This window comes from Pseudomonas sp. Fl5BN2, assembly GCF_009908205.1.
Taxonomy (GTDB): Bacteria; Pseudomonadota; Gammaproteobacteria; order Pseudomonadales; family Pseudomonadaceae; genus Aquipseudomonas.
In genome coordinates, this window is the sequence record NZ_JAAARL010000001.1 from 56,489 (window position 1) to 79,923 (window position 23,435).

At 61.3% G+C, this 23,435-nt stretch carries 27 protein-coding genes; 9 read left to right on the top strand and 18 right to left on the bottom strand.

Annotated features, from left to right (window positions below):
- Positions 1-7: 7 nt before the first annotated feature.
- From GV819_RS00285 to coxB, 4 genes are all read right to left on the bottom strand, one after another.
- The gene (locus tag GV819_RS00285; protein ID WP_161752379.1) at positions 8-895 is read right to left on the bottom strand and encodes a cytochrome c oxidase subunit 3; all 888 of its coding nucleotides are present in this window, start codon (positions 893-895) and stop codon (positions 8-10) included.
- Positions 896-930: 35 nt separating this feature from the next.
- Positions 931-1,488, bottom strand: a complete 558-nt coding sequence (locus GV819_RS00290) for a cytochrome c oxidase assembly protein (RefSeq protein WP_161752381.1) — start codon at positions 1,486-1,488, stop codon at positions 931-933.
- A 111-nt stretch (positions 1,489-1,599) separates the two neighbouring features.
- Positions 1,600-3,195: a cytochrome c oxidase subunit I gene (ctaD, locus tag GV819_RS00295; protein WP_161752383.1), complete on the bottom strand. Its 1,596-nt coding sequence runs from the start codon at positions 3,193-3,195 to the stop codon at positions 1,600-1,602.
- Positions 3,196-3,277: 82 nt separating this feature from the next.
- Entirely contained in the window at positions 3,278-4,405 is a 1,128-nt protein-coding gene (gene coxB, locus GV819_RS00300; RefSeq protein ID WP_161752385.1) for a cytochrome c oxidase subunit II, read from the bottom strand.
- Between the two features lie 370 nt (positions 4,406-4,775).
- Between coxB and GV819_RS00305 the strand changes: the two genes are divergently transcribed.
- A complete protein-coding gene (locus tag GV819_RS00305; RefSeq protein WP_161752387.1) occupies positions 4,776-5,426 on the top strand; it encodes a hypothetical protein in 651 nt (216 codons plus the stop codon).
- Positions 5,427-5,689: 263 nt separating this feature from the next.
- Here GV819_RS00305 and GV819_RS00310 read toward each other — a convergent pair whose 3' ends face one another.
- Together GV819_RS00310 and GV819_RS00315 are read right to left on the bottom strand one after the other, a co-directional pair.
- Positions 5,690-6,424, bottom strand: a complete 735-nt coding sequence (locus GV819_RS00310) for a carbonic anhydrase (protein WP_161752389.1) — start codon at positions 6,422-6,424, stop codon at positions 5,690-5,692.
- 243 nt (positions 6,425-6,667) lie between these two features.
- A complete protein-coding gene (locus tag GV819_RS00315; protein ID WP_161752391.1) occupies positions 6,668-7,726 on the bottom strand; it encodes a PA0069 family radical SAM protein in 1,059 nt (352 codons plus the stop codon).
- Positions 7,727-7,918: 192 nt separating this feature from the next.
- On the opposite strand from GV819_RS00315, the gene GV819_RS00320 reads away from it, so the two are divergent.
- Positions 7,919-8,275: a hypothetical protein gene (locus GV819_RS00320; RefSeq protein WP_161752393.1), complete on the top strand. Its 357-nt coding sequence runs from the start codon at positions 7,919-7,921 to the stop codon at positions 8,273-8,275.
- A gap of 45 nt (positions 8,276-8,320) precedes the next feature.
- Here GV819_RS00320 and GV819_RS00325 read toward each other — a convergent pair whose 3' ends face one another.
- Genes GV819_RS00325 through GV819_RS00335 form a run of 3 tightly spaced genes read right to left on the bottom strand, consistent with a single transcriptional unit; the run spans position 8,321 to position 12,177 of the window.
- Positions 8,321-9,625 carry a c-type cytochrome gene (locus GV819_RS00325; RefSeq protein ID WP_161752395.1) on the bottom strand — a complete coding sequence of 435 codons (1,305 nt, stop codon included), beginning with the start codon at positions 9,623-9,625 and terminating at the stop codon, positions 8,321-8,323.
- A gap of 12 nt (positions 9,626-9,637) precedes the next feature.
- Positions 9,638-11,422 (bottom strand): GMC family oxidoreductase, encoded by a 1,785-nt coding sequence (locus tag GV819_RS00330; protein WP_161752397.1) that lies wholly within the window; start codon positions 11,420-11,422, stop codon positions 9,638-9,640.
- Between the two features lie 2 nt (positions 11,423-11,424).
- Positions 11,425-12,177 carry a gluconate 2-dehydrogenase subunit 3 family protein gene (locus GV819_RS00335; RefSeq protein WP_161752399.1) on the bottom strand — a complete coding sequence of 251 codons (753 nt, stop codon included), beginning with the start codon at positions 12,175-12,177 and terminating at the stop codon, positions 11,425-11,427.
- A gap of 294 nt (positions 12,178-12,471) precedes the next feature.
- Between GV819_RS00335 and GV819_RS00340 the strand changes: the two genes are divergently transcribed.
- Positions 12,472-13,131 (top strand): phosphatase domain-containing protein, encoded by a 660-nt coding sequence (locus GV819_RS00340; RefSeq protein WP_161752401.1) that lies wholly within the window; start codon positions 12,472-12,474, stop codon positions 13,129-13,131.
- A 121-nt stretch (positions 13,132-13,252) separates the two neighbouring features.
- Here the strand turns inward: GV819_RS00340 and GV819_RS00345 are convergent, their stop codons facing one another.
- The 3 genes from GV819_RS00345 to GV819_RS00355 all read right to left on the bottom strand — a co-directional run bounded on the left by GV819_RS00345 (position 13,253) and on the right by GV819_RS00355 (position 15,841).
- Positions 13,253-13,531 carry a YheV family putative zinc ribbon protein gene (locus GV819_RS00345; protein WP_161752403.1) on the bottom strand — a complete coding sequence of 93 codons (279 nt, stop codon included), beginning with the start codon at positions 13,529-13,531 and terminating at the stop codon, positions 13,253-13,255.
- Entirely contained in the window at positions 13,528-15,579 is a 2,052-nt protein-coding gene (gene prlC, locus GV819_RS00350) for an oligopeptidase A (RefSeq protein ID WP_161752405.1), read from the bottom strand. The genes GV819_RS00345 and prlC overlap by 4 nt, the downstream gene beginning before the upstream one ends.
- 82 nt (positions 15,580-15,661) lie before the next feature.
- The gene (locus GV819_RS00355) at positions 15,662-15,841 is read right to left on the bottom strand and encodes a hypothetical protein (RefSeq protein WP_178124883.1); all 180 of its coding nucleotides are present in this window, start codon (positions 15,839-15,841) and stop codon (positions 15,662-15,664) included.
- Positions 15,842-16,016: 175 nt separating this feature from the next.
- On the opposite strand from GV819_RS00355, the gene GV819_RS00360 reads away from it, so the two are divergent.
- Positions 16,017-16,565 (top strand): gamma carbonic anhydrase family protein, encoded by a 549-nt coding sequence (locus tag GV819_RS00360; protein WP_161752409.1) that lies wholly within the window; start codon positions 16,017-16,019, stop codon positions 16,563-16,565.
- A 28-nt stretch (positions 16,566-16,593) separates the two neighbouring features.
- Positions 16,594-17,244, top strand: coding sequence for an HAD family hydrolase (locus GV819_RS00365; protein WP_161752410.1), 651 nt, complete (start codon positions 16,594-16,596; stop codon positions 17,242-17,244).
- Positions 17,245-17,265: 21 nt separating this feature from the next.
- On the opposite strand, the gene GV819_RS00370 is transcribed toward GV819_RS00365, so the two are convergent.
- Complete coding sequence (locus GV819_RS00370; RefSeq protein WP_161752412.1) at positions 17,266-18,375, bottom strand: aminopeptidase; 1,110 nt, start codon at positions 18,373-18,375, stop codon at positions 17,266-17,268.
- A 59-nt stretch (positions 18,376-18,434) separates the two neighbouring features.
- Between GV819_RS00370 and GV819_RS00375 the strand changes: the two genes are divergently transcribed.
- Both GV819_RS00375 and GV819_RS00380 read left to right on the top strand, forming a co-directional pair.
- Complete coding sequence (locus GV819_RS00375; RefSeq protein WP_161752414.1) at positions 18,435-18,848, top strand: hypothetical protein; 414 nt, start codon at positions 18,435-18,437, stop codon at positions 18,846-18,848.
- Positions 18,849-18,891: 43 nt separating this feature from the next.
- The gene (locus GV819_RS00380) at positions 18,892-19,311 is read left to right on the top strand and encodes a hypothetical protein (RefSeq protein WP_161752416.1); all 420 of its coding nucleotides are present in this window, start codon (positions 18,892-18,894) and stop codon (positions 19,309-19,311) included.
- 6 nt (positions 19,312-19,317) lie between these two features.
- On the opposite strand, the gene GV819_RS00385 is transcribed toward GV819_RS00380, so the two are convergent.
- Positions 19,318-19,551, bottom strand: a complete 234-nt coding sequence (locus GV819_RS00385) for a DUF1161 domain-containing protein (RefSeq protein WP_161752418.1) — start codon at positions 19,549-19,551, stop codon at positions 19,318-19,320.
- 163 nt (positions 19,552-19,714) lie between these two features.
- Complete coding sequence (locus tag GV819_RS00390; protein ID WP_161752420.1) at positions 19,715-20,146, bottom strand: OsmC family protein; 432 nt, start codon at positions 20,144-20,146, stop codon at positions 19,715-19,717.
- 241 nt (positions 20,147-20,387) lie between these two features.
- Here GV819_RS00390 and GV819_RS00395 point away from each other — a divergent pair, with 241 nt between their 5' ends.
- On the top strand, positions 20,388-21,389 hold the full coding sequence (locus GV819_RS00395; protein WP_161752422.1) for an LLM class flavin-dependent oxidoreductase: 1,002 nt from the start codon (positions 20,388-20,390) through the stop codon (positions 21,387-21,389).
- 79 nt (positions 21,390-21,468) lie between these two features.
- Here GV819_RS00395 and GV819_RS00400 read toward each other — a convergent pair whose 3' ends face one another.
- Both GV819_RS00400 and GV819_RS00405 read right to left on the bottom strand, forming a co-directional pair.
- Positions 21,469-21,693: a DUF1161 domain-containing protein gene (locus GV819_RS00400; RefSeq protein ID WP_161752424.1), complete on the bottom strand. Its 225-nt coding sequence runs from the start codon at positions 21,691-21,693 to the stop codon at positions 21,469-21,471.
- A 134-nt stretch (positions 21,694-21,827) separates the two neighbouring features.
- The gene (locus tag GV819_RS00405; RefSeq protein ID WP_161752426.1) at positions 21,828-22,043 is read right to left on the bottom strand and encodes a dodecin; all 216 of its coding nucleotides are present in this window, start codon (positions 22,041-22,043) and stop codon (positions 21,828-21,830) included.
- 158 nt (positions 22,044-22,201) lie between these two features.
- On the opposite strand from GV819_RS00405, the gene GV819_RS00410 reads away from it, so the two are divergent.
- On the top strand, positions 22,202-22,528 hold the full coding sequence (locus tag GV819_RS00410) for a DUF883 family protein (RefSeq protein WP_161752428.1): 327 nt from the start codon (positions 22,202-22,204) through the stop codon (positions 22,526-22,528).
- Here GV819_RS00410 and GV819_RS00415 read toward each other — a convergent pair.
- Positions 22,525-23,418, bottom strand: a complete 894-nt coding sequence (locus GV819_RS00415; RefSeq protein ID WP_161752430.1) for a LysR family transcriptional regulator — start codon at positions 23,416-23,418, stop codon at positions 22,525-22,527. The genes GV819_RS00410 and GV819_RS00415 overlap by 4 nt on opposite strands.
- Positions 23,419-23,435 lie beyond the last annotated feature (17 nt).

The following is a 23,435-nucleotide window of genomic DNA, read 5'->3' on the forward strand; positions in this document are numbered from 1 at the left end:
GACTGCCTTAGAGCACGTAGACGAAAACGAACAAACCGATCCAGACCACATCGACGAAGTGCCAGTACCAACTGGCGGCTTCGAAGCCGAACTGGTGCTCGGCGTCGAAATGCCCACGCATGATGCGCATCAGCATCACGAACAGGATCAACGTGCCGATGGTCACGTGGGCACCGTGAAACCCGGTGAGCATGAAGAAGGTCGCGCCGTAGACACCCGACCCCAGCGTCAGACCAAGCTCGTGATAGGCGTGGATGTACTCTTGAGCCTGAAAGCCGAGAAACCCGCAGCCCAGCAACACGGTCAGCGCCAGCCAGATTTTCAGCGCCCCGCGATGGCCCTTTTTCAACGCATGGTGGGCAATGGTCACCGTGACGCTGGAGCTCACCAGCAGCACGGTGTTGAGCAGCGGCAGGCCCCAGGGACTGATGGTGCCCTTGGGCGAGGGAAAGAGTTTCGGATCGGGGTTGTTGAGCAGCGGCCAGACGAACTCGAAGTTCGGCCAGAGCATATGGGCGATGCCTTTGTGGCCTTCGCCTCCCAGCCAGGGTCCGGACAGATGACGCACGTAGAACAGCGCGCCAAAGAAGGCCATGAAGAACATCACTTCAGAGAAGATGAACCAGCTCATGCCCCAGCGGAACGAGCGATCGAGCTGGGCGCTGTAGAGACCGGCACGGCTTTCCTTGATCACCGCGCCGAACCAGCCGAACAGCATGTAGGCCAGCAACAAGCCGCCGACGAAGAAGATCAACGGGCCATGGGATTCCGGGCGCGCCGCCTTGAGGTCGTTGAACCAGGTTGCCAGGCCGAACATGGTGACAAACATGCCCACCGTCGCGATGATCGGCCACTTGCTCTGTGCGGGAACGTAATAGTGCTCATGAGTCGCCATTTATTGTTCTCCTTATTCGGTCACGCTGGAACCTCTTAACCACCCGTCTTGGCGCTGACCGCCACCGGTGGATGACGCGCGGTGATATCGAACAGCGTGTAAGCCAGCGTCAGGTGCTTCACATCCTTGGGCATGTCGCGATCGACAATGAAACGCACCGGCATCTCGATCTTCTCGCCGGGTTGCAGCACTTGCTGGGTGAAGCAGAAACACTCGGTCTTGTGGAAATACATGGCCGCGCTGCTGGGGGAAATGCTCGGGATCGCCTGGGCGCTCATCGGGTGGTTGCTGGGGTTGCGGGCGACGAAAATCATCTCGTTCACGGCCCCCGGATGGACCACGATGTCATCGGCCTTGGGGTAGAAATCCCAGACCATGTCGATGGCGTTGGTGGACAGGAACTGCACCCGTATCTGACGCGACACATCCACCTGCTCACCCTGCGCCGAGTACTGCCCTCCGGTCTTGCCATTGATCCCCAGGGCCTTGCACATCACGTCGTAGATCGGCACCAGGGCAAAGCCGAAGACAAACATCGCCGCCACCACCAGCAGCAACCGAGTGACCAGCTTCTTCAACGAAATATCGGCCATCTCAAGCCCCTCCCGAACGTGTAGGAGCCGGCTTGCCGGCGAAGCGGGCGACGCCTTCTAGCGCCTGGCCCGACGCCTTCGCGAGCAAGCTCGCTCCTACAACACAGATGTTCATTTCACTTCCGGCGGCGTGACAAAGGTGTGATACGGCGCCGGTGAAGGAATGCTCCATTCCAGCCCCTCGGCGCCTTCCCAGGGTTTGGCCGGAGCCGGCTTGCCGCCACGGATGGTCTTGATGACGATGAACAGGAAGAAGATCTGTGTCGCGCCAAAGGTGAAAGCCCCGATGGACGAAACCATGTTGAAGTCGGCGAACTGCAGGTTGTAATCCGGAATCCGCCGCGGCATGCCCGCCAGCCCGACAAAGTGCATGGGGAAGAACGCCATGTTCATGCCGACAAAGGACAGCCAGAAGTGCAGCTTGCCCAGGGTTTCGTCGTACATGTGCCCGGTCCACTTGGGCAGCCAGTAGTAGGCCGAGGCGAAGATCCCGAAGATCGCTCCAGGCACCAGCACGTAGTGGAAGTGCGCCACCACGAAGTAGGTGTCCTGGTACTGGAAGTCCGCCGGGGCGATGGCCAGCATCAGCCCGGAGAAACCGCCAATGGTGAACAGGATGACAAAGGCCACGGCGAACAGCATCGGCGTCTCGAAGGTCAGCGAGCCCTGCCACATGGTGCTCACCCAGTTGAACACCTTGACCCCGGTGGGCACGGCGATCAGCAGGGTGGCGTACATGAAGAACAGTTCGCCCACCAGCGGGATGCCCACTACGAACATGTGGTGCGCCCAGACGATGAACGACAGGAAGGCGATGGCCCCGGTGGCATAGACCATCGAGGTGTAGCCGAACAGCGGCTTGCGGCTGAAGGTCGGGATGATCGAGCTGACCGCGCCGAAGGCCGGCAGGATCATGATGTACACCTCGGGGTGGCCGAAAAACCAGAACACGTGCTGGAACAGCACCGGGTCACCGCCGCCGGCAGCGCTGAAGAAGCTGGTGCCGAAGTGGATGTCCATCAGCATCATGGTCACGCAGCCGGCCAGTACCGGCATCACCGCAATCAGCAGGAACGCGGTGATCAGCCAGGTCCAGACAAACAGCGGCATCTTCATCAGGGTCATGCCCGGGGCACGCAGGTTGAGGATGGTGGCGATTACGTTGATCGCTCCCATGATCGAACTGATGCCCATCAGGTGGATGGCGAAGATGAAGAACGTCACGCTTTCCGGCGCATAGGTGGTGGACAGCGGGGCGTAGAAGGTCCAGCCGAAGTTCGGCCCGCCACCGGGCATGAACAGGGTCGAGACCAGCAGCAGGAAGGCCGCCGGCAGCAGCCAGAAGCTGAAGTTGTTCATCCGTGGCAGGGCCATGTCCGGCGCGCCGATCATCAGCGGGATCATCCAGTTGGCCAGGCCGACGAAAGCCGGCATCACCGCACCGAAGACCATCACCAGGCCGTGCATGGTAGTCATCTGGTTGAAGAACGCCGGCTCGACGATCTGCAACCCGGGCTGGAACAGCTCGGCGCGGATCACCATGGCGAAGGAACCACCCAGGAGGAACATGCAGAAGCTGAACCACAGGTACAGGGTCCCGATGTCCTTGTGGTTGGTGGTCAGTACCCAGCGCATCAGGCCTTTGGCGGGGCCATGGGCGTGGTCATCATGGCCGGCTTGGCCGTGGTCATCGATCACAGTACTCATGTCCTGTCTCCTGCGAGCGAATGGACTGGATGATCGGCGGCGGCGTGCCGCGACCGGTTGCGCAAATACCCGAAAGGCCGGCTCATTTGCTTTCCGCCTGTTTCAGCGCCAGGACTTCCTTGGGCGTGACCATGTCACCCTTGTTGTTGCCCCAGGCGTTGCGCTCGTAGGTCACTACCGCGGCAATGTCGACTTCAGACAGCTGCTTGCCGAAGGCCGCCATGGCAGTACCCGGCTTGCCGTGGAACACCAGGCTCAGGTGAGCCTCCTTGGGGCCGGTGGCAATCTTCGAACCCTTGAGCGCCGGGAACATCGGCGGCAGGCCCTGGCCCTCCGCCTGGTGACAGGCAACGCAGGTGGTGTGATAGATCTTGTCGCCACGGGCCACCAGTTCGTCGAGGGTCCACTCCTTGCTGGTCAGCTCCTTGAGCTTGGCGGCCTCGGCCTTGCGCTCGCCCATCCAGGTGTCATAGTCGGCCTGGCTCTTGACCTCGACCACGATCGGCATGAAGCCGTGATCCTTGCCACACAGCTCGGCGCACTGGCCACGGTAGATGCCGGGCTGGTCAACCCGCGTCCAGGCTTCGTTGACGAAACCGGGGATGGCATCGCGCTTGACCGCAAAGGCCGGTACCCACCAGGAGTGGATGACATCGGCGGCGGTCACCAGGAAACGCACCTTGGCGCCCACTGGCAGCACCAGCGGCTGGTCGACTTCCAACAGGTAGTGCTCGCCCTTGGCGGCCTTGTTGTGAATCTGCTCGGCGGGGGTCGCCAGGTTGCTGAAGAACTCCACATCCTGGCCCAGGTATTTGTAGTGCCACTTCCACTGGTAGCCGGTGACCTGAATGTCCACGTCCGGCTCACTGGTGTCGTACATTTTGATCAGGGTCGCGGTTGCAGGCACTGCCATGGCCACCAGGATCAGGAAAGGGATGATGGTCCAGAGGATTTCCACGGTGGTGCTTTCGTGGAACTTGGCCGGGACCTGGCCGGTGGAGCGACGGTGAACGATCATTGACCAGAACATCGCGCCGAAGACGATGACGCCGATCACCACACAGATCCAGAAGATGGTCATGTGCAGGTCGAATACCGCGTGGCTTATCTCGGTAGCCCCAGGCGTCATATTCACGGTCCAGGCGGCCTGCGCCTGGCTGAATATCGACCACAACAGGAGGCCCATCCAGACATGTGGATGTCGCATCATTGCGGGTTCCCCTTATCGTTCTTGTTATCCCGCCGGCTTTCACCTGCGGCAAGGGAGCGGCTGCCTAGACTACGAACTTAAACCGCCGGGCCTTCGCTGCACATGCAGTCGGGCGTCATCAGCTAACTTCATACAAGGGCGAGTATAGACAGCGACTCTCACCTCGCAACGCAGGGCGTAAATCAGCTGAAACACTTGCCAGGGAGGTTGCAGGCCACGGTAGGAAAGGAGTCGCAGGCCCGGGATGGCAGAACGATATAACCGTGATGACTAAGCATGAAATAATTATGACAAATGCGTCTTAGGCGATTTCGTGAGCGCGCTAACTTATGTCTTCCCTATTCAATTGCCCTTGTTCCCTGGAGTTTTCATGAACACCGCCGCCCTGCGCGAGCAGATCCAACTGGCCCAGCAACACGAAGCCAGCACGGGCCTTTTGACCCGTCAGTTGGAAACGCAACTGCCACACCTGCACCCCGCCATCCTGCTGCCCGAAGTCGACGCCAAGGGCGTCATGACCCGTTTCGTCAGCGCCTACATCAATCAGGTCCCGGACCTGCTGGACGCCGCCAACGCGGTCGCCCGGGAAGCCGGTATCGAATCGCAGATCAAACCCGTGCTGAAGATCGCCGAACAGTTCTTCCTCCAGCCTCCGGCCATCATGGAAGGCCACGTCGGCCTCGACAGCCTGCTGGACGAAGCCTACTTGGCACTGCGCCTGGTAGAAGAAGTCAACGACCTGTACATCAAGCATTTCGGCCGTCCACTGATCCCCCAGGACATGACGGTCGCCAACCTGATCGCTCACCAATTGATCGGCGAGACCTTCGCCAACCAGCTGGATGAGGCGGTGCATCACGCGGTCGACGCCATGCTCGACGAAGAAAGCTTCGCCCTGGAGTCAGTGGAAGCCTACCGCGACAAACTCAACAGCCCGGACACCGAGGCCGCCTGGAAGCGCTGGCCGTGCCTGTCACGCCAGCTGGGCGTGGAACTGGAACTCGACCAGCCCGCCGCCTGACTCCCATCCTCGCCAGCAAGGCTCGAACCGAGTCTTGTGGCGAAGGGACCAAGCCTCCCGCTCCGCATCGCAACCTTCAAGTCAGGCCTCGGTTTCAACCTCCAGCAGACACAACTCCAATCCAGCGGATGGAACTCAAGCGCCTTGCAAAACAGCGTTTCCAACCCCGAGCCTCGATAACCCCAACTCTCCCGACATTTACTCCAGGCGTGGCAAAGCCGGACCACGCAAACGGCGGTCCTGGCTATAGCCACACAGGGGATTTAGAAGCGCGCTTTGGGCGTCGCCATGGGCACCGGGTGGGTGCCATCGAGCGGCAGGAAGCAGCCCTTGTCCGCGTCGTAGGCCTTGATCGAACTGGTCTCGATGTCGTAGACCCAGCCATGGATGAACAATTGCCCGTTGGCCATGCGCGAAGCCACGGAAGGGTGGGTGCGCAGATGCTGCAACTGGGCGATGACGTTCTCCTCGGTCAGCACATGCATGCTCGAGGCTTCATCGGCGCAATCACAGTTCTCGTCAACCATGGTCCGGGCCACTTCGGCGTGGCGCAGCCAGGCCTTGACCGTGGGCATCTTCTCCAGGCTTTGCGGGTTGAGTACCGCACGCATGGCGCCGCAGTCCGAGTGCCCGCAGACGATGATGTGGTGTACCCCGAGGGCCAGCACCGCGTATTCGATCGCCGTCGACACACCGCCGTTCATCTGCCCATAGGGTGGCACCACGTTGCCCACGTTACGGGTCACGAACAGGTCGCCGGGGGAGCTTTGGGTGATCAGCTCGGGAACGATGCGCGAATCCGCGCAAGCGATGAACATCGCCCGCGGCCGCTGGGCAGTGGCGAGCTTCTTGAACAATTCTTCCTGCTGCGGGAAGACTTCATGATGAAAATGCAAAAAGCCGTCAACGATATGCTGCAACGCTGCATCGGCAGTTTCGGCAACCTCGGTGGGTGCGGGAGCCGACGCAGCCAACGGCTGTTTATCCTTATCACTCATGATTCATGCCTCTCTGTCGGATTGGGTGAATTTTCCAGAATTATCCGGCACGACGCCAGCAATCGATTAAAAAATAACCGAGCCGCCGACCGAGACCCATCGGTCACAGGATGGACAAGGTCACGGTAAAAACTTAACTAAAACTGAATGGAGCGCTCTAGAACGCCACTATGGGCGATGGCAAAAGGTGACCCGCGTACCTCGGCCAGCAGCGCCCACTCCTCAACGATAGGCCAATGCCACTCACAGCAACGACATCTGCCCACCCGGCGGACAGAAGGCCGAGCAATCGAGATCGAAGCCTTCGCGACCGTTGAGCCCCAGGCGCTTGAGTGCCTTGGTAAAGCGCTGGGCCAGCAGGTCGGCGAAGGGCCCCTCACCGCGCATGCGGGCACCGAAACGGCTGTCGTAGAGCTCACCGCCCCGGCTCTGGCGGATCAGGCTGAGCACGTGGGCCGCCCGCTGCGGGTAATGTGCCGCCAGCCATTCCTCGAACAGCGGCGCCACTTCCAGGGGCAACCGCAGCATCATGTAGGTCGCGCTCTGCGCCCCGGCGGCATGGGCCTCGCTGAGCAGGCTTTCCAGCTCGCTGTCGTTGATCATCGGGATCATCGGCGAACACAGCACCCCCACCGGAATGCCTGCTTCACGCATCACCCGGATCGCCCGCAAGCGTGCCTTGGGCGCCGCCGCCCGCGGTTCGAGAATCCGCTTCAGCTCATCGTCCAGGGTGGTCAGGCTGATCATCACCGCGACCAGCCGCTGCCGGGCCAGTTCGCTCAGCAGGTCGAGGTCCCGCAGGATCAGCGAACCCTTGGTGACGATGGTCACCGGGTGCCGATAGCGCAGCAGCACCTCAAGAGTGCGCCGGGTCAGTTGCTGTTCCCGCTCGATGGGCTGGTAGGGATCGGTATTGGACCCCAGGTTGATCGGTGCGCAACGGTAGCCGGGCTTGGACAACTGCTGCTCCAGCAAGGCCGCGGCATTGCTCTTGGCGATCAGCTTGGTTTCGAAATCCAATCCCGGGGACAGGTCCCAATAGGCGTGACTGGGCCGCGCGTAGCAATAGATGCAGCCATGCTCGCAGCCGCGATAGGGATTGATCGAACGGTCAAAGGGCAGGTCCGGCGAACTGTTGCGGGTGATGATCGACTTGGCGGTTTCAAAGCGCACTTCGGTGCCCTGCGTCAGCGGCACTTCCTGGTACCAGCCGTCATCCTCGGCCACCGAGCGGTTGGGGGCGAAGCGATTGTGCGGATTGCTCGCGGTGCCGCGACCACGAGGAGGCAGGGGGCTGAACATGAGGGCGCTCCATTACTGTATGTGCATACAGTAATGGAGTCGGATTTGTCTGACCAGCACCGCCGGACCGAAACCCAGCCCTGTAAGTGAAGGCTCCCCGCACGATGCAGGCCGCACCTTCGCCGGCAAGCCGGCTCCTACAGTTTTGTGCCGTTAGCGTATAAGGCAGGCTCAAAGAACAGGAGCACAGGCATGCCCAGGACACCCGGCACGCTGGAAAAGATCTTCTACGCGGCAGACGCCTACCTCCCGAGCTACGAACAAGGCGCCGACCTGATCATCGTCAAGGCACCGGATGGCCAGCTCTGGGGCCTGGCCTGCGAGTTCGACCTGTGCACCCAGGACATCGAGAAGGCCGCGGTGAGCGACCATCAGCCCTTCGATGCAGCAGACCCGAAGTTCTCCGAGGTGCGCTGGAGCCCCTACCACGATGGCATCGGCCTGCTGCCCGCAAGCTGGGAGGACCTGACGAACGCCGGGCTGACGCACTGCATCGCCGGCTATCAGCTGGAAAGCCGCCTGGGCATCCAGCGCTTCAGCCAGGGCTGAACAGCCATCCCGGGCCGGCGCCCGCAGCGGGCGCCGGCCTTGGGGCTAGTGGCTGGTGACCTGCCCCAGGTCATCGTTGGAGGTGCTCTGCAGGTCGCCATTGCGCAGCGCCGCCACGTCCCCGGGCTTCACCACCGATGCCTGGTTGCCCCAGCTGCTGCGGATGAAGTTGACCACGTCGGCCACCTCCTGGTCCGACAGGCGCCAGGCGAACGCCGGCATGGTGAAGGTCGAAGGCGCGCTGTGGGTCGCCGGCAGGGTGCCGCCCTTGAGCACGATATGGATCAGCGAGGTGGCATCCGCCGATTGCAGCACCGGGTTGCCTGCCAGCGCCGGGAACACCCGGGTATAGCCGTGGCCATCGGTACGGTGACAGGCCGCGCAGTTGTCGATGTACACCGCCGCGCCCGGCTTGCTGTCGTCACCTTTCCACAGGGCTTCGGCCACTTGCTTGTCGTACTGGTGCGGCTGGTCCTTGGGGTCATTGGCCGGCAATGACTTGAGGTAGCGGGCAATCGCCGTCAGGTCGGCCTCGGTCATGTACTGCATGCTGTGCACCACCACATCGCTCATGCCGCCGAACACCGCGCTGCGATCGCTGCGGCCGGTCTTGAGAAACTGCACCAGTTGCTCTTCGCTCCAGCTGCCCAGGCCGTCCTTGTGGTCACCGCGCAGGCTCTTGGCGATCCAGCCTTCCAACGGTGCGCTGCCGGAAAGGAAGGCACTGCCGTCGCTGGCGCTCAGGGCCTTCTCCTGCATGGTCAGGGCCCGTGGCGTATGGCAAGCGCCACAGTGGCCGAGGCCTTCCACCAGGTAGGCGCCGCGGCTGATCACAGGATCGCTGCCGGTCGCGAGCGCCGGGGTCTCCACGCTCGGCGCGAACATCCAGCGCCAGATCGACAGCGGCCAGCGCATGCTCAGTGGCCAGGGGATATCACTGTCCTGGTTGTCCCGGGCCACCGGTGCTACGCCCTTCATGAAGTAGGCGTACAACGCCTGCATGTCGGCGTCGCTGACCCGTGCATAAGACGGGAAGGGCATGGCCGGGTACAAGGTGCTGCCGCTCTTAGCCACGCCATGGCGCACGGCCTTGTCGAAGTCCTCGAAGCTGTAGCCGCCAATACCGCTCTGGTCCGGGGTGATGTTGGTGGAGTAGATCACCCCGATAGGGGTTTCCATCGGCAGCCCGCCGGCGAACGGCTTGCCGTCCTTGGCGGTATGGCAGGCCACGCAGTCACCGGCACGGGCCAGGTATTCACCCTGTTTGACCAACGCCTGCTGATCGGCTTCAGCGGCGTAGAGCGAGGCACTGCCCAGCAGCGCCAAGGTGGCGATAACGAATGCTTTCATGGTCATCGCTCCTTATGCCTGAACCAGTGGGCCGGGGTTTTTCAGGTACTGCTCGCGAATCGCCCGGGCCGACCAATAGGTCAGCGCCGCCACCAGGCCGGTGGGGTTGTAACCCAGGCCCTGAGGGAAGGCCGAAGCCCCCGGAACGAAGACGTTGTGCACGTCCCAGCTCTGCAGATAGCGATTGAGGGCACTGGTTTTCGGGTCGACGCCCATGATCGCGCCACCGTTGAGGTGAGTGGTCTGGTAGGACGCAGTATTGAAGTGTTCACCGACCTTCTTGCCCAGCAGGGCAATGGCCTTGGGGTTCATCGCCTCGGCGATCTTGCCCATCTTCTCGACCATGAAGCGGTTCATCTTGATGTCGTTTTCCTGCCAGTCGAAGGTCATTCGCAGCAGAGGCAGGCCGTAGGCATCACGGTACACCGGGTCCAGATCCAGGTAGTTGCCACGGTAGGACTGATGCGCACCGTGGGCGTCCATGGACACTTGGTGGGTGTAGTAGTCGGCGGTGGCTTTCTTCCAGGCGCCGCCCCAGGCCGGAGTGCCCGGCGGGTTGGAGGTGCCGGCGATTGGCCGGCTGCCGGCCTGGTTGACCCACATCGGCGAGCCGCCGACGAAGCCGTGTGGGCCGTGGTCGAAGTTGTCGGCGTTGAAGTCGTCCACCGCCACGCCGTTGCCGCCGGCGCCGATGAAGTTGTTGGTGTGCACGTCCTTGTCGAAGTAGGCCTTGATGGTGGCCATGTTCTGGTAGGCGAAGTTCTTGCCCACCACGCCTTCGCCGGTGATCGGGTCGTAGGGCTTGCCGATACCCGAAAGCAGCATCAGACGCACGTTGTGGAACTGGAAGGCACCGAGGATCACCAGGTCCGCCGGCTGCTCGATTTCCCGGCCCTGGCCGTCGACGTAGGTGACACCTGTGGCTTTGGTCTTACTGCTGTCGAGGTTGACCTTGAGCACGTGGGAGTTGGGCCGCAATTCGAAGTTCGGCAGCGGCTTGAGGGCCGGCAGAATGTTCACATTGGGCGATGCCTTGGAATACATGTAGCAAACGTAGCCGCTGCAGAAACCACAGAAGTTGCACGGCCCCATCTGCGCGCCGTAGGGATTGGTGTAAGGCCCAGAGGTATTGGCCGATGGCAGGTTGTAAGGCTTGTAGCCCACCTCATTGGCTGCTTTCTGAAACAGCTGTGCGGAATAGGTGTTCTTCTGCGACTCCAGCGGGAAGTGGTCCGAGCGATCCGGCGCATAAGGGTTGCCACCCTTGCCGTCGCCGACCAACTGGCCCTTCACGGTCCAGGCCTGGCCCGAGGTACCGAAGACTTTTTCCGCGTAATCGAAGAACGGCTCCAGCTCTTCATAGCTGACGCCGAAGTCCTGGATGGTCATGTCCTGGGGGATGAAATTCTTGCCGTAGCGTTCTTCATAGTGACTGCGCATGCGCAATTCGATGGGGTCTACGCGAAAGTGCACGCCGGACCAGTGCAGGCCGGCACCGCCCACGCCGTTGCCCGGCAGGAAAGCACCCAACTGACGGTTGGGCAGGGCCACATCGTTGACGCTGTGGCGGATGGTCACCGTCTCTTTGGAAATGTCCTGGAAGAGTTTCTTGCGCACGCTGTAGGTGAGTTCGTCGATCACCTGGGGATAGTTGCCGTCGGGGTAGGTGTCCTGCATTGGCCCGCGTTCCAGGGCCAGCACGTTGAGCCCGGCCTCGGTCAGCTCCTTGGCCATGATCGCGCCGGTCCAGCCAAAACCGACGATCACCGCATCGACCTTCTTCATTACCGTTGCCATGCTCAAGCCCTCTCGCCGCGAATCGACACTGCCGGGAAGGGGTATTGCTCGTTGCGTTCCACCCAATCCATGAAATCGGCGCGCGCGCCGGGAAAACCGATCAGGCTCCAGCCCACCAGGCCTTTATTGCCCCCGTGGATCGGATCGCTGAAGAAGCCTTCCTTGGTGTTCTGCAGCAGCAGATTGAAGAAAAGCTTGGCCGGGAGTGCATCGAACTGCGGAATTCCGGCCTCCAGCTGCTTGAGCAAAGCGTCTCGGGTAGCGCTGTCTTGCGCAGCAAAAACTTGGCCCTTGAGGTCTTTGCACCATGCATCCACAGCAGCAATGCCCAGGCGATAGATGTCCTTGGGCACCAGCTTGCTCTGCCAGCCCATCTCCGGCGCGGCGTCAGCCTTGAACGGGCCTTGCATGTACCACAGGGCACCGGCGGCGTAAGGCGTGTTCATTTGTCGGTCGATGTACTCCGGCACCCCGGCTTCCAGGGCGCCCGGCCCCATTTCGTCCGCTGGGATCAGGCGTTCCACTGCCGCCTTGATGAAGGCCCACTCTTCGGCGCTGAAGTAACTTGGCGCATAGCTCTGGCTGGCGCTGGGCAGTTGGCCCGGGGCGGCCGGCTTGGCAGGGGCGACAGTCTCGGGCGCGGCCGCCAGCATGGAACTGCCCAGGCCGGTACTGGCGACGGTGACCACAGGGATCAAGGTCAAGGATTTACGCAAGAACTCACGCCGCGGGTTGTCTCGATCTTGATCAGACATGGGTGCACCTCATCAGGCATTGATGGATTGTTCAGCCGCGTCATGGCGCGACTTTATGTTTGGGCAACGCAAAAGGCCGGGGAGGCCCCCGGTTTATGAACACATCAGCAAACTTTAGTTACAAATGGTAGCAGGCTAAGCATCAAGATGAATCGTTTCAGTCGGAAAAAAGATCAGAAACCGCTGTAAATGCGCTTCAGCTTCACGTTTCTTTGACAGTGGGCTCACGGGGCTTTGACCGAGTGCAAGGGACACTGCATGACATTCAATGCCCCCAATCAGTGACCCCCTCACATGTCCAGAATTCGCTTCATTCCTGCACTTTGTCTGTCGCTGCTGGCACTGATCGCCGGGGCGCAGGCCCAAGCCGCTGATGCCCCCACCAATCGCCCGGAGCAGTGGGCCCAACCGGTGGAAAAACAGTACAACCTGTATCAGATGTCGCCGACTCTGTACCGCAGCGCCCTGCCGGACAAAGGCGCAGTACCGTTGCTGGAGAAACTCAAGGTCGGGACGGTGATCAACTTCCTCCCAGAGTCCGACTCCAGCTGGCTATCGGCCCCGGGCATCAACCAGGTGCAGTTGCCCTACCGCACCAACCACGTGGATGACGCCGACGTGCTCAAGGCCCTGCGCGCCATCCAGACCGCCGAAGCCCAAGGCCCGGTGCTGATGCACTGCAAGCATGGTTCGGACCGCACCGGCCTGATGTCGGCAATGTATCGGGTGGTGGTCCAGGGCTGGAGCAAAGAAGATGCGCTGAATGAAATGACCCAGGGCGGGTTCGGCGACAGTTCCCACTTCAAGGACGGCATTCGCTACATGATGCAGGCCAATATCGACAAATTGCGCACTGCGCTGGCCAATGGCGACTGCAGCACCAGCGTGTTTGCCACCTGTTCGGTGAAAAGCTGGTTCGAGACGGTGGGCGCCAGCAAGCCGCTGAGCAACTGATACACAGCAGAACCTTGTAGGTGCGCGCTTGCTCGCGAGAGCGCTCTAGCGAAGGGAAGGGGGGCGAATCGATTCGCCGACAAGCCGGCTCCTACACAGGAGCCGGCTTTTTCTTGCGTGGTCAGTCAGGCTTTTTCTTCAACTTGGGGTTGGGGAAGAACTGCACCGATTGCACCTTGGTGTCCGCCACTTTCGGCGTGGTGATGTTGACCCGCGTCCCGAGCTCCTTGGGCACTGACAAACCCTGCTCGTTGAGGGTGTCAGCGTAACCACAGGCCACGCACTCGCGATGAGGCACGTTGTCCTCACTCCACATCATCAGCTTGTCCTGCTCACTGCACGCCGGGCAGACCGCCCCGGCGATAAAGCGTCTCTTGGTCTTCACGGGTGCTTCACTCATGCTGCCGCGTCCTCACTGAGGCCGCTGTGGCGCAAGAGTGCGTCAATCGACGGTGCCCGTCCGCGAAAATCGACGAACAACACCATCGGTTCCTGGGAGCCGCCGCGAGCCAGGATCGCCTCGCGGAACGCTCGCCCAGTGGCCGGATTGAGCACGCCGTCTTCCTCGAACTTGGAGAAAGCGTCAGCCGACAGCACTTCCGCCCACTTGTAGCTGTAGTAACCCGCGGCATAACCGCCGGCGAAGATGTGGGCAAAGCTGTTGGGGAAGCGGTTGTACGCCGGCGGACGCATCACCGAGACCTCATCACGCACGGTTTCCAGCACCTGCAGCACACTGCGACCGTCGCCGTGGGTGGCATGCAGATCGAAGTCGAACAGCGAGAACTCCAGCTGGCGCACCATCATCAGCCCGGACTGGAAGTTCTTCGCCGCGAGCATCTTCTGCAACAGATCCTCAGGCAACGGTTCGCCGCTTTCATAGTGACCGGAGATCAGCGCCAGGCCTTCCGGCTCCCAGCACCAGTTCTCCATGAACTGGCTCGGCAGCTCCACCGCATCCCAGGCCACGCCGTTGATCCCGGACACACCGGCGTGCTCGACGCGGGTCAGCAGGTGATGCAGACCGTGGCCGAACTCATGGAACAGGGTGGTGACTTCATCGTGGGTCAACAGCGCGGGCTTGCCACTGTCAGCCGGAGTGAAGTTGCACACCAGGTTGGCCACCGGGCTCTGCAACACCCCGTCAACGGTGCGGCGACGATCACGGGCACCGTCCATCCAGGCACCGCCACGCTTGTTGGCGCGGGCGTAAAGGTCGAAGAAGAAACGGCCCACGTGCTGGCCGTTTTCCTTGATCTCGAACAGGCGCACATCGGGATGCCAGGTATCGAAACCTTTCTGCTCGGCGATCTCGATGCCATACAGACGCTGAACGATGGCGAACAGCCCGCTCAGCACCTTGTCGATGGGGAAGTAGGCGCGCAGGGCTTCCTGGGACACGCTGTAGCGTTGCTCGCGCAGCTTCTCGCCGTAGAAGCCGCTGTCCCAGCTTTGCAGATCGGCGCAGCCTTGTTCGGCGGCATAGGCCCGCAGTAGCTCCAGGTCCTGGGCGGCAAACGGCTTGCTGCGCTTGGCCAGGTCTCGCAGAAAACTCAGCACCTGATCGCTGGACTCAGCCATCTTGGTGGCCAGGCTCAGCTCGGAGAAGCTGGCAAAACCCAGGAGCTTGGCCAGTTCCTGACGCAAGTCGAGGATTTCTTCCATCACCGGACCGTTGTCGTTCTGGCCGGCGTTAGGGCCCTGGTCCGAGGCGCGGGTGCAATAGGCGGCGTAGACCTCTTCGCGCAGGGCACGGTCCTGGGCGTAGGTCATCACTGCGTAGTAGCTGGGGAATTCCAGGGTGATCAGCCAGCCATCCAGCTCCTTGGCCTGGGCCGCGGCGGCCATCTGCGCCTTGGCCGAATCGGTCAGGCCGGCCAGGGCCGTTTCGTCAGTGATGTGCTTGGTCCAGGCCTGGGTAGCGTCCAGCAGCTGGTTGGAGAAGCGGCTGCCCAGTTCGGAAAGCTTCATCTGGATTTCGCCGTAGCGCTGCTGCTGATCCACCGGCAGGTCGATGCCAGACAGGCGGAAGTCACGCAGGGTGTGCTCGAGAATGGTCTTCTGCGCCACATCGAAGCCAGCTGCTTCGGGGCTGCCGGCCAGGGCCTCGTAGGCCTTGAAGAGCTCGCGATTCTGACCCTGCTCGGTCCAGTACTCGGACAGCATCGGCAGGCAAGCCTCGTAGGCAGCACGCAGCTCGGCGTTATTGCACACGGCGTTCAGATGGCTCACCGGACTCCAGGCGCGGCCAAGGCGTGCGCCCAGTTCGTCCAGCGCCAGCACCAGGCCCTTCCAGGTCGGCGTGCCTTCCTGCTGCTCCAGCAGCTTGGCAGTGGCGGCGCGGTTATCCGCGAGCAGAGTCTCGATAGCAGGCTGGACGTGCTCGGGACGAATGGCGGAATAGGGCGGCAGGTCGAAGTCCTGCAGGAGGGGATTGCTGGAGCTCAAGGCATTCACCTGTAGATTGCGTCTGGGTAGAGGTTTATAGAGCAGCAAGAAACAGAGAGGGGGCGCAAGCCCCCTCCGGAAATTATTTTCGTCTCCTGTTCAGATGCCAGGAGCCGTTTTTCGGTAGACCGCTGATGCCCTTGGCGATCTTTTCAATCTGTCCACCGCGACGCAGATATACCGCGACATGCACTGCGATTGATTCACGGGTTTCTATAGCCGCTTTACTTCCGGCCTTGCTCGCAGAAGATCTGATGCGCAAGGTGGTCATAAACATACTCCTTTCCAGAGACGGCCAGCCATTATGCCAGATTATTGACACTTTGGCCAAAGAAGGGCATTCAGCTAAGGAAATCCGTCATTTTCGACGATTTTCCCGGATCGATAGCGACCATCTTAAATTACAATCGGCGCCGGATGCAGCCACAGGAATGTCTATGAAAGCGATTAGAAAATATCAGGGCGTGACGCCACAACTTGGCGAGCGGGCCTTTGTCGACCACTCGGCGGTGGTCATCGGCGACGTCCAGATCGGCGCCGACAGCTCGGTCTGGCCCATGACCGTGATCCGCGGCGACATGCAGCGCATCCGCATCGGGGCGCGCACCAGCGTGCAGGACGCCAGCGTGCTGCACATCACCCACGCCGGCCCCTTCAACCCCGATGGCTTCCCGCTGCTGATCGGCGATGACGTGACCATCGCCCACAAGGTCATGCTCCACGGCTGCAGCATCGGCAGCCGTGTGCTGATCGGCATGTGCAGCATCGTCATGGACGGCGCGGTGGTGGAGGACGAGGTGATCGTCGGCGCCGGCAGCCTGGTGCCGCCAGGCAAGCGCCTGGAAAGCGGCTTCCTCTACGTCGGCAGCCCGGTGAAACAAGTGCGGCCATTGACCGACAAGGAGCGAGCCTTCTTCACCTACAGCGCCGCCAACTACGTGAAACTCAAAGACCTGCACCTGGCCGAAGGCTACGACCGCCCCTGATCAACTGTTGCTCTGCCCGGGAACTCCCATGCATTACCAAACCGTATTGTTCGACCTTGACGGCACCCTGACCGCCCCTCGTGAGGGCATCACTCGCTCGATCCAGTTTGCCCTGGCCAAGCTGGGGATCGATGAGCCAGACCTGACCAAACTGGAGCACTTCATCGGCCCACCGCTGCTGCAAGCCTTTATGCAGTTCTATGACTTCGATGAAGCCCGGGCCTGGGAAGCGGTGAATTTCTACCGCGAGCGCTTCAAGGTCACCGGCCTGTATGAAAACCGCGTCTTCGATGGCGTCACGCCGCTGCTGGAAACCCTCGGTGGACAAGGGCGCCAGCTATACATCGCAACGTCCAAGCCCTGGGTGTTCGCTCGGGAGATCGCCCGCCACTTTGACTTCGCCCGGCATTTCAAGGTGATCTACGGCAGCGAACTGGACGGCACCCGCACCGACAAGGTGGAGCTGATCGCGCATTTGCTGGAACAGGAACAGCTCGACCCGGCCAGCACCCTGATGATCGGTGATCGCAAGCACGACCTGATCGGCGCCCGGCGCAACGGGCTCGATGCAGCAGCGGTGGGTTATGGCTTTGGTAGCCGTGAAGAGTTGAGTGCAGAGGCGCCGGCCTATCACTTCGAAACCCTGAGCGAGTTGCGCCAGGCGTTTCTGCCGCGTTAGGGCAATCCCTTCGCCGGCCAGCTACTGGACAGGTGCAGCAACCGGCTGGCCAGCGAACGCATCCGGCAACTTGATCAAGGCTGCCTTACGCTGATCTGCCGGCAATCGCCCCAGCTTCTCCACTGCCAGGAAGAACGCCAGCCAATCCCCATTCACCTGCTTGAACAACTCGGCAAACGCCGGCACCCACTGGTCGTACAGACCGAAGGGCAGCAAACGGGCGTTGTTCAACGGGGCATTGATCCAGGCGTCATAGCGCGTGGAACCAGCCCATTGGCTATCGCGCAACTGACGATAGTCGCGGCGCATGCGCTCGAACTCCTGCACCTTGCGCTGACGCATCTGCTCGGCGGGCAAGGGCAGGGCATACAGTTGTTCCAGGCGTTTACGGGTATCGAGCACCAGTTGGGTGAATTGATCACGCTGACGCAACTCAGTGTTGTTGAGCGGCGGCAGGGCGCGGTAAGTCCGCCACTGCCGGGTACCTTCCTGCTCGACGAAAGTGGCGTAGGACTCATTGAATTCAGTGTCGTCCTTCACATAAAAACGCTGGTGCGCCAGCTCATGAAAGATCAGGGTCGCCAGGCGCTCATCGCCCCACTGCATCATCGAGCTGATGATCGGGTCATCGAACCAGCCCAGGGTCGAATAAGCCTCCACACCGCCAATCGCCACGTCCATGCCTTGTTGCTTCTGCAACGCCGCTTCACCCCGGGCCGCGCCCTGGCTGTAATAGCCGCGGTAGGCCACGCAGCCGGCAATGGGGAAGCAATGGGTTTGCGGGCTCAGGGAAAACTCCGGCGTGGCGAACACGTTCCACACCACATAGGGCCGGCCGATGTCGACGTACAGGCGGTAGCTGCGGTTATCCGGTAGATGCAGGTGCTGACTGGCAAAGCTCCGGGCCTGTTGCGACTGCAGCAGATGGGCGCGCAGGGTCGGGTCGCGGGAAGGGTCGGCCGCCACTTGGGCCACCGGCGTGCGCCCCCGCAACAGCTGCAGTTGACCGCCGGCCAACTGGTTGTAGTAGCCGATGCTGCTGCAACCGTTGAGCAGCAAAAGCATCAGGGCCGGAAACAAAAGGCGCAAAAGAGGATCAAGTACCCCATGGCTTGGACGCGGCCTATTCACATCGAATCATCCAGAGAGAGTCTGCCCGCAAGACTATCTCGCCTGCCTGGAGTTTCGCCATGCGCGTATTGCTATTGAGCGCCGGACTGCTGACCCTCGCCGGTTGCGCTGGGCTACCCGCTCCCGACCCGGCGCAAGCCTGGATCGACCTCACACCGCCCCGGGACAGCCACCTGCAAGCCCTGGAAGTGGACAAACAGAGCACCCTCGACCCGCGCTACTTCCAGGTCCAGCCCGGCAGCCATGAACTGACCTTGCGCTACCAGTTCGCCGTACAGCCAAGCAACATCGGCCCGGACGCCGAGCCGCTGTGGCGCGACTGTCAGCTGAATGTGAAATTCACCGATTTCAGCGCCGGCCAGCGCTACCAGGTACAAGCCGGCAACATTGGCTTCCACCCTTGGGCCAGGCTCTACGACGAGCAGCACACTCTACTTGGCAATGCCCAGCCCGCAGGCTGCCAGCGCAGCTGATCGGCGCTATGCTGAGAGCCTCTCGCTCATTCGGCCCTTCATCATGCGCCAGCCACTGCTGATCCTCGCCCTTACCACCCTCAGTGCTTGCAGCACGCCGTTGCCCAGCGTCGATCCGCAGCAGGCCTGGATCGACCTGGCCACTCCGACCCCGGGCGGCAAGTTGGTGATGGCCGAGCGCCTGGATAACCAGCGCCTGAGCGACGGCCGCTACTTCCAGGTCAGCCCCGGCAGCCACGAATTGATGGTGCGTTTCGACTTCGAAGTCTCCGCCGGCGGCATGGGCATGAACACCGATCCTCAGGAGCGGCTGTGCTATCTGAGTGTGCGCTATGACCATTTCCAGGCCGGCCAGCGCTATCGCCTGGAGGCGCGCAACCTGGCGTTCACCCCCAGCGCCCGGTTGTACAACGCCCAGCGCGAGATCGTCGCCGAGGAGCGCATGATCAACTGTGTGCCCTGAACAGGTTCAGCGATCGTTCTTCTGGTAGATAATCTTCTTCGTGCCGTTTTCACAGCTGCCGACCACCATGTTGTTGTCATGAACTTCGTCGTTACTGACGATTTCCAGGGTGTAGGACGCAACGCCCTGAGCCTGAATCTTGGCTTCGATCTCGGCCTTGAGTTCATCACAGGGCTTGGGCGCAGCCAGGGCCGATGTGGCCAGCGCGCAACTAACTACCGCCAAGGCAAAACGTTTCATGATCTAAAGCTCCCTTGCTACGGCGCGCACGAGCGTACGCTGAAGCCGCAGTCGCGTATTCGACCACATTTGCGGGAAACGAGTTCTGATCTGTCGCACAGACTGGAACACCCGGCTCCTAGCAGATGCGCATAGGAGCCGGCTGGCTGGCGAGGCCCTTGAGTCAACTGACCAAGGTTGCCTCCAGGCTGATCTTGGCATTGAGCACCTTGGACACCGGGCACCCCTCCTTGGCCTTGCTGGTCAGTTCATCGAACTGCTGCTGGCTGGCCCCGGGGATCTTCGCCTTGAGGATCAGGTGCACCGCCGTGATGGCAAAACCGCCATCGAGCTGATCCAGGGTCACTTCCGCCTGGGTGTCGATGCTCTCGGCCTTGAGCCCGGCGTCCCCGAGAATCATCGACAGCGCCATGGAAAAGCAGCCCGCATGGGCGGCGCCGATCAACTCTTCCGGATTAGTGCCCTTGCCACCCTCGAAGCGAGCCTTGAAGCCATAAGGCGCCTCACGCAATACCCCAGTTTCAGTCGAAATCGAGCCGATACCGGTTTTCAGATCACCTTGCCAATGAGCCGAGGCTTTCTTTTTGATACTCATCTCTTTCTCCTCAAGAACCGGTGCGAAGGCTCGCACCGCTATGGTTTGCGCTGCCTAAGGGTTCTGAGGATAGATCCGCAGGCAAAGTTCAGCCGGGGTGATCGACGCTTGTTTACCCGACAAATTCACTCTGACTATTGAAACTCGGGTATATGCCCACATTGCATAGGTCTGACTTACAGAATTCGGCAGGTTTTGGCTCATGACAAAAGCCTGCTCGCCCTCCAGGAGAAGCAGGCTTATGAAACCGCTGTCCGCTGTTAAATTCTCGACCCTCGACCTGGTGCCCGTCCGCGAAGACGGCAGCCCCGCACAGTCCCTGCGCAACTCCCTGGACCTGGCGCAGCATGTGGAAAAATTCGGCTACAACCGCTTCTGGGTCGCTGAACACCACAACATGGACGGCATCGCCAGCTCCGCCACCTCGGTATTGCTGGGCTACCTGGCCGGTGGCACGTCAAGCATTCGTGTCGGCTCCGGCGGGGTCATGCTGCCCAACCACGCGCCGCTGGTGATTGCCGAACAGTTCGGCACCCTGGAAAGCCTGTACCCAGGACGTATCGACCTGGGCCTGGGCCGTGCTCCGGGTTCAGACCAGATGACCGCCCGTGCCCTGCGCCGGGAACGCTCCGGCAGCGCCGATGATTTCCCCGACGATGTCGCCGAACTGATGGCCTATCTCGGCCCTCGCACGCCAGAACAACGGGTGATTGCAGTTCCGGGCACCGGGACCAACGTGCCTGTGTGGCTGCTGGGTTCCAGCCTGTTCAGCGCGCAATTGGCAGGAGAGCGGGGTTTGCCTTACGCCTTCGCCTCACATTTCGCACCGCGCTACATGCATGAGGCGATTCGCGTCTATCGCAATCATTTCAAACCCTCGGCCGTGCTCGACAAACCTTACGTGATGCTCGGCGTGCCTCTGGTAGCGGCGGATACCGATGAGCAGGCCGACTACCTCGCCACCTCGGTGTACCAGCGAATCCTCGCGTTGATGCGTGGCCAGAGCCTGGTGCAGCGCAAACCGGTGCAGAGCATGGACGGCCTGTGGCTGCCCCATGAGAAGGAAGCGGTAATGAGTTTCCTGGGACTGGCGATGATCGGCAGCCCGGCGAAAATCCGCGCCAAGCTGCAAGTGCTGATCGAACAGACCGGTGCCGATGAGCTGATCTTCACCTGCGACCTGTACGAGCACGCCGATCGCCTGCATTCCTATGAGCTGCTGTCACAGGTGATGAAAGGCTGAACCCGCAGGAAGGCTGTTTTTTCAGGCACAAAAAAGCCGACGCCTTGGCGTCGGCTTTTCAATGGGCATCTACAAAGGCTCAACTGCGCTTATAGACAATTTCCTTGGTGCCGGCTTCGCAGGTGCCGACCACTTTGCCGTCAGCCGCCGCACCTTTCTCGACCACTTCCAGCGAGTAATGCTTGGCGCCCTTGGCATCAATCTTCGCGGCAATTTCGCTTTTCAGCTCTTCGCACGGCTTGGCGGCAGCAAGGGCAGTTCCCGCAAGACTCAACAAAGCGGCTGCTAGTACTAGTTTTTTCATCGGTCACATTCCCTGGTCGGATCAAAAGAGGCGGCATTGAGGCCAGCCTGACAAAAGCTCAAGACAGTTGTAGCGCTTTGCCACTTCCTATGGCACTCGGCCAGCGCACAAGTTCCTGAGCCTAGCTCAAGCCTTTAACTATTGGCAATCCGAAAGCCGACCTTAAGCGTGACCTGGAAGTGCGCCGCTTTACCGTCCTTGATATGACCGCGTGTTTCGGTCACTTCGAACCACTCCAGGTGCTTGATGCTCTTGTATGCCTCGGCCAAGGCATTGTTGATCGCATCTTCGATGCTGTTCGGCGACGAACCCACCAATTCGACTTTCTTGTAGGTGTGATGATCAGTCATGGCGCTCTCCTTTTTAGCTGTGAATTACAGCCTAGCAGTGATTTTTCTTATTACTTGGGGCGCCCTATCCCAAGTGGACGTTCAGATTTTCTGCACTTTCCCCAAGCCCCGCAGTCGGAACCTACACACCTCACTCATCACCCTGCAGGAGAGCCGACATGGCCAACACCTCGTTACGCAAAGCCTCGCTGGAAAGTATGGAAGCCGAGATCGAAAGCCTGCTCAAATCGCTGGAAAGCCTTAAGGACGACGCTTCTGATGAGTCGCGCAAAACCCTCAAGGCGCTCAAGAGCAATGCCGAGAGCGCACTCAAGCACTCCCGTAGCCTGCTCAGCGATGCCTATGAAGAAGTCAAAGTGAAAACCCGTGAAACCGGGATCGCCACCCGCGACTACGCCCAGGAACACCCCTGGACCACTGCCGGCGTCGCCGTCGGGGCCATCGGCCTGCTGGCCGCTTACCTGCTGTGCAAACGCGGCAACTAAGCCTGCTGGCGCAGTTCGTTTTTCAGCCACTGCGCCAATTGCCGAGCGCGCTCGTCTGCGGCGCGCTTGGGTAACCACAGCGCCAGTTGCCCCGGGGTGTCGGAAAAACCCCATGGGGCAACCAGCCTGCCTGCCAGCAAGTCCTCGGTCACCAGCGGCTCCGGGGCAATCGCCACCCCCAGCCCGGCGACGGCCGCCTCCAGCAAATAATACAAATGCTCGAAACCCTGCCCGTACTTCAGCCCGTCGGCGTCGATGCCGTTGTGCCGCGCCCAACTGGGCCAGGCCTGGGGACGCGATGTAGTGTGCAGTAAAGGCTCCTGCGCCAGCACACTGGCCGGCGCCTCGCGCAAGCCCGGGTAACCGGCGTAACGCGGGCTGAGCACCGGGCCGATGCGCTCGCCGGCCAGTTCATAGACCTGCATGTCCGTCGGCCACGGCGGCTCGGCAAAGACCAGCAGGGCATCCAGCCCTGGGCGCCGGGGGTCCAGATCTCCTTCACCGGCAGAAAGGTGCAGACGCAGGTCCGGCAAGTCGGCATTCAACCGCCCCAGACGGGGAATCAGCCAGCGCGCCAGCAGGCTGCCAGAACAGCCCAGTACGAAAGGCGCATCAGCGCTGCCCTGGGTCAATTCGGCGCAGACATCCCGCAGGCGCTCAAAGGCTTCGCTGCTGGCGTCCCGTAGGCGCCCCCCGGCATCTGTGAGTTTAAGGCCACGGCCTTCCTTGACGAAGAGACTCAGCCCAAGGTGCTCTTCGAGGACCTTCAATTGCCGGCTGACCGCGCCGTGGGTTACGTGCAATTGCTCGGCAGCCTGGCTGACGCTGTTGAGCCTGGCAGTGGCTTCGAATGCCCGCAGGGCATTCAGGGGGGGCAGCTCGCGGCTCATGGGATAGTTGAGTTTTC